The sequence below is a fragment of the Phocaeicola sp. genome (assembly GCF_048170425.1).
Lineage (GTDB): Bacteria > Bacteroidota > Bacteroidia > Bacteroidales > Bacteroidaceae > Phocaeicola.
The window spans coordinates 1-9,809 of the sequence record NZ_DBEXBB010000247.1 but is presented as its reverse complement, the minus strand read 5'-3'; the positions used below and the strand labels follow the sequence as shown (position 1 = coordinate 9,809).

Sequence of the window (9,809 nt, the reverse complement as noted above, 5' to 3'; positions counted from 1 at the left end):
CCTTCTTTCATTTCATTTTCACCCACAATAGCTACAAACGGTACCATCTTCGCATTGGCATAGCTCATCTGTTTCTTCATTTTGGCAGCATCCGGGTAGATTTCTGCACGAATACCAGCCGCACGTACCTGTGCCAATACCGGCAATACATACGCAGCCTCAGCTTCACCAAAGTTGACAAACAACAGCTGTGTGCCGTTCACCGCTTCTTTCGGATACAAATCCAACTGGTTCAGCACGTCGTAAATACGGTCGGCACCGAACGAGATACCCACTCCCGACATACCTTCCATACCGAACACACCGGTCAGGTTATCGTAACGACCACCTCCACTGATACTACCAATCTGTACATCCAGCGCCTTCACTTCAAAGATAGCACCCGTATAATAGTTCAGTCCGCGAGCCAGTGTCAAATCCAGTTCCACTTCCGACTGAATACCCAGTCTGGCAATTGTCTTCAGGATAAATTCACTTTCTTCTACCCCCTTCAGACCCGTTTCACTGGCAGCCAGCACATTCTTCAACGTAGCTATTTTTTCTTCGTTCGAACCGCTCAACAGGATAATCGGCTGCAACTTATTGATGGCTTCCTGTGGAATACCTTTTGATGCCAGTTCCGCATTTACATTGTCCAAACCAATTTTATCCAGCTTGTCGATAGCTACTGTAATGTCTACAATCTTGTCGGCTTCTCCGATAATTTCTGCAATACCTGTCAGAATCTTACGGTTGTTAATCTTGATGGAAACACGGATACCGAATTTCTGGAACACGGCATCAATCATCTGCACCAGTTCCACCTCATTCAGAAGAGAGTTACTGCCTACCACATCGGCATCACACTGATAGAATTCACGGTAACGCCCCTTTTGCGGACGGTCGGCCCGCCATACCGGCTGAATCTGGAAACGCTTGAACGGGAAAGTGATTTCATCACGGTGCATTACCACGTAACGCGCAAAAGGAACTGTCAGGTCATATCGCAAACCTTTTTCACAGAATTTGCTAGCTAATTTTGCAGCATTTCGGCTCAACAACTCTTCATCTGTCAGTCCAGAAAAATAGTCACCTGAATTCTGAATTTTGAAAAGCAGTTTATCGCCTTCCTCCCCATACTTACCCATCAAAGTAGACAAATTTTCCATGGAGGGAGTTTCTATTTGCTGAAAGCCGTAACGATAAAATACTTCGCGAATGGTGTTGAATATATAGTTACGTTTCGCCATTTCTACCGGCGAAAAGTCTCTTGTTCCTTTCGGTATACTTGGTTTTGTTGCCATAATGAATCAGTCTTTAAATTAACGGAGCAAAAATACGAATAAAATTTCTACCTTCCGCATACAAAACAAAAGGATTTCATGCTTACTCGCGACGATTCATATAAATCGTTACGTAATAAATCAGCGTAGCCAGTGAACCCAAGGCAGCTACTACATACGTATAGGCAGCCGACTTCAAGGCATCCGTAGCCTGCTGATGATTGAACGCATTGGTAATTCCAGCACTACTCAACCAGACCAATGCCCGACGGCTTGCATCAATTTCTACCGGAAGGGTAATAAAACTGAACAACGTGGTCATGGCAAACAGACAGATACCGATAAGCAGCAACTGCGGAAATGAGTTGACCATCAGAATACCAGCTAACAACACCCAAGATACGATGGAAGAAGAAAACTGTACCACCGGAACCAAAGCCGAACGCATACGTAAAGGCGCATATCCCCGCGCATGCTGTACCGCATGCCCACACTCGTGAGCAGCTACAGCTGCCGCAGCCACACTTGTACTACCGTAGACCCCTTCACTCAAATTTACCGTCTTGTTCATCGGGTTATAATGATCGGTCAACATTCCCGATGTACTGGTCACCGTCACGTCGTAAATACCGTTATCACGCAGCATCTTTTCTGCCACTTCCCTTCCTGTCATGCCATTGGTCAACGGCATCTGGGAATATTTTTCAAATTTACTCTTCAGGTTTGCCTGAACCAGGTAACTGATAATCGCAATACCTATAAATACAATCCAAATCAACATATTCTTACTGTTTTAATGTTATATCTTAATATCCTGCAAAAACCTTGCCAAAAAATTATGTCAGTTTACACGCTCCAATGTAAAGCAATCAATGTCAGGTGTCCATGTCAGACGGCTTAACATCCGAACCACATTGTATCCCGGCTTCAAATCTACTGCTACCGTCACCGTAGCTACAGTTTCTGAATCTTTCTTCAAGTTGTCTACTACGACACGATTACCATTTATCTCTACTTCCAATATCCGGTCATTAATCTCACGGTCTTTCTTGCCTGTAGGAACGTACGCAATGTGCATCAGATACTTTCCCCCTCGCTCACTATACACTTCTTTCCATTCAGCATAATTATCACGAGAACCGCCTAAATTACTCACAACCATACCTCCTGAAGCCCCATCGTAGGGTTTATACCCCACAATACGTTCGCGTTTAGCCAAATCATCAAACAGATTCAAATACGCCTGCTCCACCTCATAGCGAACCGGTTCCAAGCGTTGTTCACCTTCCACACGGAAAATCTTTACTCCATGAGCCGGCACTTCATATTTCAATTCCAACTTTACAGACTTTTCATTACGCCTGCGAATCAAATCACGCACCTTCACCGTTCCACCCAATTCCAAATCCATACAAGGTACAATAAAAGTACACGGTTTATCTGAAGGATTATACAATGCTACCGCACGCACCTTCCCACGTTTCTGTTCTATATCTTTCACGAGTACATATCCATCGCCCACATGCTGAACTACATAAGCTTGTAACCCCAAAGGATCTTGATTTAATGCAATCAACTCTGGATTCTTCAATAAATCCAACGAAGCTTCCGGTATACGAGTCAGATCGCATCCGATGAGCAACGGTGAACTCATAATACACCACATGCCAAAATGTACTTCCTCTTCCTCCGGCTTTAACCCACTCCCTATCTCCAGCATATCCATATCATTGTAATGCCCTTCACCCGCATAAGCAGAGAGATAAAGGTTCTTATAAATAATAGAACGTACGGATTCCCACTTCGGAGAAATATCTGGGCTAATTCTCCACGAACGTGCCAAATCTTTCACCCAAGTACCCGGATAAGCCCACCGACAGATATTCACTGATATATTTCGCGGACACACCTCCCGAATCGCTTCTACAATCTCTGTATATCGCTCTCTCTCATCCAAATCCAATTGCTGACCAGCTCCGCAATAGTCTATCTTTATAAAATCAAAACCCCATTTATTAAAATACAAGTCAGCATCCTGTCGTTCAAAGCCATACAGTCCTACTCCTACTCCATTCCGGTCATTATCCCAGATAGAACCGCAAGTATTACTTCCTGCATCCGAATAAATACCCGCTTTCAATCCTTTCGAATGAATGTAATCTGCCACAGGTTTGATTCCATTGGGAAAACGCTGGTCATGCGTATGTAGCAATCCTTCTTTATCGCGATAACCGAAAAATCCATCGTCAATATTTACATAGGAATAACCGGCAGCCTGCAGTCCCTGTTCAACCATCGCATCAGCCTGTTTGCATATCAGCGCTTCATTTATATTCACCCGATAAGTATTCCACGAACTCCACCCCATTAAAGGAGGTTCCACAGCACTTAAAGTCTGTTCCTCTGCATGCAACGCTCCCCATCCTCCTAAGGCAATAATAAAAAAGTAACATTTACATAAATAGTTTTTCATGGTATGAATCTTTTCATTGGTGACCAAAGATAAAGATTTTATTTTTCTATTCAGGCAACTTTACGTAATTTTGCTCCGTATTGAAAGAAAGACCATGATAGTTTGCATAGCCGAAAAACCCAGCGTGGCACGCGACATTGCCGATGTGCTGGGAGCCAAAAACCGAAAAGAAGGATACATTGAAGGAAACGGATACCAGGTAACCTGGACATTCGGCCATCTGTGTACCCTGAAGGAACCGCATGAATATACTCCCTCGTGGAAAAGCTGGAGCCTGAGCAGCCTGCCCATGATTCCTCCCCGCTTCGGAATCAAGCTGATAAACGACAGCGGAATTGAAAAGCAGTTTCACATCATCGAAAAGCTGATGCAAGAGGCCGAAATGATTATCAACTGCGGGGATGCCGGACAGGAGGGAGAGCTTATCCAGCGATGGGTGATGCAGAAGGCTGGTGCCAAATGCCCGGTCAAACGTCTCTGGATTTCCTCACTAACGGAAGAGGCTATCCGCGACGGCTTTGCCAACCTGAAAGATCAGTCGGAGTTCCAGCCACTCTATGAAGCCGGACTGAGCCGTGCCATCGGTGACTGGACATTGGGAATGAATGCCACCCGACTTTATACCCTGAAATACGGACAGAACAAACAGGTACTTTCCATCGGACGGGTTCAGACGCCAACCCTGGCCTTAATTGTAAAAAGACAGCAGGAAATCGAACATTTCGTACCCAAGCAATACTGGGAACTGAAAACGGTCTACCGCGACACGGTGTTCTCGGCCATCGTACGCAAAAGCGATGAGGAACTGGCTGAAGAAGCTGAAAAGGAAAAAGAGAATCCTTCGGCCAAGAAGAAAATACAACCTGAAACCAACCGGGGGATTCCGCAAATTACCGACGAACAGATTGGAAAGGAATTACTGGAACGCATCCGGAATGTAGATTTTACCGTAACCGAAGTCAGCTCCAAGAAAGGAATGGAAGCGCCTCCCCGCTTGTTCGACCTGACCTCTTTGCAGGTGGAATGTAACAAAAAGTTCAGCTACTCGGCCGATATGACCTTGCAGCTTATTCAGTCATTATATGAAAAGAAGGTGGCTACTTATCCGCGTGTGGATACCACTTTCCTGAGTGACGATATTTATCCCAAGTGTCCTAAAATTCTGGAGGGTTTGAAAGACTATACCGTTTACACGACTGCATTAAGCGGAAAGCCACTGATTAAATCGAAAAAAGTATTCGATAACAGCAAGGTGACCGACCACCATGCCATCATCCCCACCGGGGTACAACCGCAGGGCCTCAGCGACATGGAAAAACGGGTATTCGACCTGATTGCCCGCCGCTTCATCGCCGTGTTCTATCCAGATTGTAAGTTTTCTACCACGACCGTCATCGGTGAAGCAGACCAGATAGAGTTCAAAGTAACCGGAAAGCAGATTCTGGAACCCGGCTGGCGTGTAATCTTTGCCAAGGACGTTCCGGAAGAAGGGAAGGAAAACGAAGAAGAAAGCGTATTGCCCGCTTTCACCAAAGGAGAAAGCGGCCCGCATAGCCCGATGCTCAACGAGAAATGGACACAGCCGCCTCGTCCCTACACCGAAGCTACCCTGCTGCGTGCCATGGAAACCGCCGGGAAACTGGTGGATAACGATGAACTGCGGGATGCCCTGAAAGAAAACGGCATTGGTCGCCCTTCTACCCGTGCAGCTATTATCGAGACCTTGTTCAAACGGCATTACATCCGCAAGGAACGCAAAAATCTGATTGCTACTCCTACCGGAGTGGAGCTGATTCAGTTAATTCACGAAGAATTGCTGAAATCGGCCGAACTGACCGGTATCTGGGAAAAGAAATTGCGCGAAATCGAACGGAAAAGTTACGATGCAGGTACCTTCTTAGCTGAATTGAAGCAGATGGTCACCGAAATAGTTTACAGCGTACTGCGTGACAACAGCAACCGTCGTGTGACCGTTACGACTGATGACAGCCCTAAAATTCCGCTGAAAAAAGCAGCTACTCCTAAAAACGGGGAAGAAGAGCCCAAGAAAAAAGCGGCTCCCCGCAAGCCACGGGCCAGCAAGAAAGCAGCCACTCCCGAAGCACCTAAAGAAGACAACCTGCCTGCCGATGACAGCATCTTAGGAAAAGCCTGTCCCGTATGCGGCACGGGCATCATTATCAAAGGAAAGACAGCCTACGGATGCTCTCAGTGGAAGAACGGATGTAAATTCCGCAAGCCCTTTAAAGCATAATTATAATGCATCACAAAATCTCCCCAAATGTCCGAGTTTTTGTATCTGACATTTGGGGAGATTGATTGTATATCACTTAGAAATTATTCATCCTCATTTCACAAACTTATTTCCAAGCCACCTTCTCACGGGTTCATCATAGAGCTTCAGACACACGTATGCCAACGCGATACTTCCGAAATATACGACAGCGGCCACCGGCCAGGTGTCTTCCAACGTATACAACTGCTTCTCGATAAGCCATGAATAGAATATATACATAATAGGATAATGAATGGCATAAAGCGGATAAGATATATCTCCCAGGAACTTACAGATAGTGGTCGACTGCTTGTCTGTTGTCTTGCCGGATGCCCCCATACACACCAAAAGAGGAAATACCACCGCAATGCATATCATCTCGAACACACCATTCAAGCATACAGGTGACTTACCTTCGATATAAGGCACACAGAAAAGTCCCAACAGGATAATGCTGCAAATCCAGAATGCGCCTCGAATCTTGAACGGACGGAAATTTCTTGAAATCAACATACCTAACGTGAAAGGAAACAGCATTCTCAGCATGCCTCCCCAGAAGTTCAGTCCGTCGAGCGTCCAGCCCACTCCTATCATGCCATAACCTACCACATCAAACAAAGCAAACCAGGAAAGCCCCAACCCGAGCAGTATGACCAATACTGTCAGTGCCTTATTACTCAAACGATGAATGAAAAGAGCGTAAAGTATATTACCTATATATTCAAAGAACAATGACCAACTCGGTCCGTTCAAGGAAAACATCTCTCCGTTCCCGCGTACGTCATACCCGGCTCCCGGATAAGCCGGAATAAAGCACATTGCAAGCAAGAGTGCCAACATGATCGCGGAGGTAGCTACATGCGTACCATCCCATTTCACTCCCCCTTGCACAAAGAAAGCGATGCAACCGATTATCGCCCCCATAATGATCATCGGATGGAGTCGGATAAGTCTCCGCTTAAAGAAGCCTTTTAATGTCATGTTCTTCTTCCACCGGTCATCGTACGCATATCCGATGACAAAACCTGAAAGTATAAAGAAGAAATCGACGGCCAGATAACCGTGATTAATGACAGTAATGAGGGTACCTCCTCCGGCAAAAGAAAAACCTTCGAAAATGTGATAGAACACCACAAGCAGTGCGGCTACCCCTCTTAGTCCATCAAGAAGTTCATAATGTGGTTTTGTATCTGCAAAAGCTGAAGAGGAAATTCGATGATTCATATGGGATAAATTAAACTGATTAGGATTTATACAATACATTTATATCGCGCAAAGATAGGGAATCTCATCCATTAAAAATTTGTCCTAAATCAAATTACGGCCTTTTGCTTCGCAACCTGCTGAGGGTAGAAAGAGTAATTCCTAAATAGGATGCAATGTATTTTAGATTTACCTTTTTACATATTTCCGGAAACTGTTTCTGAAACTCTTCATAACGCTCCTTTGCCGGTAATGACAACCTCTCTTTATGGCTCCTGTGCAACCTTCTGTATTCATTCTGATGTATGATTCTTCCCCAGTTGCATAACTCCAGATTGGTTTCCATAAGATTTTTGAGGTCACTTATATTTATTCTGTAGGCTTCCACTTCTTCCAACGTTTCCACGTATTCTTCGCTTTTCTTATTATAATATAGTTCATCCATGCTGAAAACAATACCTCCCTCTGATCCGAACGAGGTAGTGTATTCCTCCCCATCGACCACCCAATAGGCTCTCAAGATACCCTTCTCTATAAAATAAGCATATTTACAATAAATACCTTCTTTTATAAGTTGATACCTTTTAGGAAAACTGCAAGGTGTTAAATAGGATTCAAGTTCCTTTATGGTCAAATCGGACACCGGATATTGCTTTCTGATACTTTCTATTATATTTTTCATTTGTAAGACTTGGTTTTCAATAAATAAGATTTGCCTACCGGGCTAATTACCTCAAAACACAACCGTATTTGTTTTCGCGTTTCAAACCATCCCAATAATAGCCACGATACACTTGGAGGATAAAGTTATAAAGATTTATAGCATAACCGATAATTTCTATCAGGAAATTCTACCTCCCCGACATATAATTACAAATCCCGAAAAGCATAATCCAGAACGCTTCGAAAAATTCTCTGTTTCACACTGCGGGATTTGTATTTCACAGTGTGAAATATGTATCCCACAGTGTGGTTTTTATATTCCACACTGTGAAACAGAGAATATGATTAAGCATTTACCACTTTATCTCTCTGTGTTTCAAACAATTTACCTATCGGAATCGTAAAATTAGCTCTGTACCAGATTTTGCATCTTACGAAGTATCTTCGGGAACTGCCAGAAGAAAAGCCATGTGCAACAGATGGCAGCCGTAGCATCCGAAACCGCTTCGGCCATAAATACACCTTCCACACCACAGAAATGAGGCAGAACCAAAGCAAGAGGTACCAGCAAAATAACCTTACGCAGCAAGGCTATAAAAATAGAAATCCGTGCCTGACCAAGGGCTACAAACATATTCTGGCAGGCGCGCTGCAAACCAAAGATTGTCATTCCAGTCAGAAAGAGCGGCAGCACATGCTCTACAGTGGCAATCAACTCCGGATCGCTCGTAAATGCCGAAGCGACTACCGCAGGGAAACAAATCATCAGCAGCATCAGGACAAAATTGAAAGAGAACATTACCGTCAGCACAATACGGAAACAGTCTTTCACCCGCTGGCGGTCACCATGTCCGTAATTGTAGCTGGCCACCGGCACAAAACCTTGAGCAAAACCTGTAAGTGGTACACTGACCAGCTGCATGGCACTCTGCAAAATAGCCAGGGCTCCTACATATATATCGCCAAATTTCTCCAGACTGCCATTCAGCACAAATCCTACCAGACTCTCTGTACTGGCCATAATGAAGGGAGATACCCCCAAAGCCAACATCCCCCCGACGATACGGCGGTCGAATTTCAGGTAACATTTTTGCAAACGCAAGGAGGCACGGTCGGAACATAGAAAGCCTAACACCCACCAGGCACTGCATGCCTGCGAAAGAATAGTGGCCAGTGCCGCTCCTTTTACGCCCATATCAAACCAGAAAATAAAAATCGGATCGAGCACGATATTCAGCAAGGCCCCAATCAAGACGGAATACATCGCAATATTAGGGCGCCCCTGTGAATTGATGAACGTATTGAGTCCGGTAGAGATTTCCACAAACAAGGTACCCAACAAGTACACTGAAAGATAATCTTTTGCGTAGGGAAGTGTAACGGCAGATGCTCCCGCAAACCGAAGAACAGGCTCCATAAACAAATAAGATACCAGCGAAGTCAGCACGGTAAACAGAATCAGCAGCATAAAACCGTTGCCTAAGAATTTCCCTGCACGCACCCGGTCGCCTTGTCTCAGTGCCATGGCAGCCAGCGGCGCACCACCAGCTCCCACAATGGCCGAAAAAGAAGAAATCAGAATTACAATGGAAGTAGTCACTCCTACTCCAGCCAGTGCATTTGTCCCGATTTCCGGTATATGACCGATATAAATACGGTCTACTATATTATATAGGAGATTGACGAACTGCGCGGCCACTGCCGGTAAAGCCATTTTGAAAATGAGAGGAAGCATCCGCTCTGTTCCCAGGCGTTCTTCGTACTGATTGTTCATTCTTGCTGCCATAGGTATTCTACAAAACGGCTGCAAAGTTACGAGTTTTTCAGGAGAGAAAGTGGAAAATGTAATTGAAAAGAAATAACCCTGCCTCCGGATTTGATTTACATCAACAAATTGGCCTTTTACAAGAAAAACATGCTATAAAACATATTT

At 44.7% G+C, this 9,809-nt stretch carries 7 protein-coding genes; 1 reads left to right on the top strand and 6 read right to left on the bottom strand.

Annotation, left to right across the window (positions count from 1 at the left end):
• The 3 genes from hisS to ACMJ0U_RS09765 all read right to left on the bottom strand — a co-directional run.
• Positions 1-1,283: histidine--tRNA ligase (gene hisS, locus ACMJ0U_RS09775; protein ID WP_417129773.1), on the bottom strand; the 1,283-nt coding region annotated here is incomplete at its 3' end.
• A gap of 82 nt (positions 1,284-1,365) precedes the next feature.
• Positions 1,366-2,043, bottom strand: a complete 678-nt coding sequence (locus tag ACMJ0U_RS09770) for a zinc metallopeptidase (protein ID WP_007562054.1) — start codon at positions 2,041-2,043, stop codon at positions 1,366-1,368.
• Positions 2,044-2,103: 60 nt separating this feature from the next.
• On the bottom strand, positions 2,104-3,735 hold the full coding sequence (locus ACMJ0U_RS09765; RefSeq protein ID WP_417129772.1) for an alpha-galactosidase: 1,632 nt from the start codon (positions 3,733-3,735) through the stop codon (positions 2,104-2,106).
• A 94-nt stretch (positions 3,736-3,829) separates the two neighbouring features.
• Here ACMJ0U_RS09765 and ACMJ0U_RS09760 point away from each other — a divergent pair, with 94 nt between their 5' ends.
• A complete protein-coding gene (locus ACMJ0U_RS09760; RefSeq protein ID WP_417129771.1) occupies positions 3,830-5,989 on the top strand; it encodes a DNA topoisomerase 3 in 2,160 nt (719 codons plus the stop codon).
• 93 nt (positions 5,990-6,082) lie between these two features.
• On the opposite strand, the gene ACMJ0U_RS09755 is transcribed toward ACMJ0U_RS09760, so the two are convergent.
• The 3 genes from ACMJ0U_RS09755 to ACMJ0U_RS09745 all read right to left on the bottom strand — a co-directional run bounded on the left by ACMJ0U_RS09755 (position 6,083) and on the right by ACMJ0U_RS09745 (position 9,650).
• Positions 6,083-7,234 carry an acyltransferase family protein gene (locus ACMJ0U_RS09755; protein ID WP_417129770.1) on the bottom strand — a complete coding sequence of 384 codons (1,152 nt, stop codon included), beginning with the start codon at positions 7,232-7,234 and terminating at the stop codon, positions 6,083-6,085.
• A 94-nt stretch (positions 7,235-7,328) separates the two neighbouring features.
• The gene (locus ACMJ0U_RS09750) at positions 7,329-7,895 is read right to left on the bottom strand and encodes a Crp/Fnr family transcriptional regulator (RefSeq protein WP_417129769.1); all 567 of its coding nucleotides are present in this window, start codon (positions 7,893-7,895) and stop codon (positions 7,329-7,331) included.
• A gap of 387 nt (positions 7,896-8,282) precedes the next feature.
• Positions 8,283-9,650: an MATE family efflux transporter gene (locus ACMJ0U_RS09745; protein ID WP_417129774.1), complete on the bottom strand. Its 1,368-nt coding sequence runs from the start codon at positions 9,648-9,650 to the stop codon at positions 8,283-8,285.
• Between the last annotated feature and the right edge of the window lie 159 nt (positions 9,651-9,809).

What these genes read in the sequence shown, in the direction of transcription:
- ACMJ0U_RS09770 (WP_007562054.1), bottom strand. Translation starts at nt 2,043, where the DNA reads ATGTTGATTTGGATTGTATTTATAGGTATTGCGATTATCAGTTACCTG.
- ACMJ0U_RS09765 (WP_417129772.1), bottom strand. Translation starts at nt 3,735, where the DNA reads ATGAAAAACTATTTATGTAAATGTTACTTTTTTATTATTGCCTTAGGA.
- ACMJ0U_RS09760 (WP_417129771.1), top strand. Translation starts at nt 3,830, where the DNA reads ATGATAGTTTGCATAGCCGAAAAACCCAGCGTGGCACGCGACATTGCC.
- ACMJ0U_RS09755 (WP_417129770.1), bottom strand. Translation starts at nt 7,234, where the DNA reads ATGAATCATCGAATTTCCTCTTCAGCTTTTGCAGATACAAAACCACAT.
- ACMJ0U_RS09750 (WP_417129769.1), bottom strand. Translation starts at nt 7,895, where the DNA reads ATGAAAAATATAATAGAAAGTATCAGAAAGCAATATCCGGTGTCCGAT.
- ACMJ0U_RS09745 (WP_417129774.1), bottom strand. Translation starts at nt 9,650, where the DNA reads ATGAACAATCAGTACGAAGAACGCCTGGGAACAGAGCGGATGCTTCCT.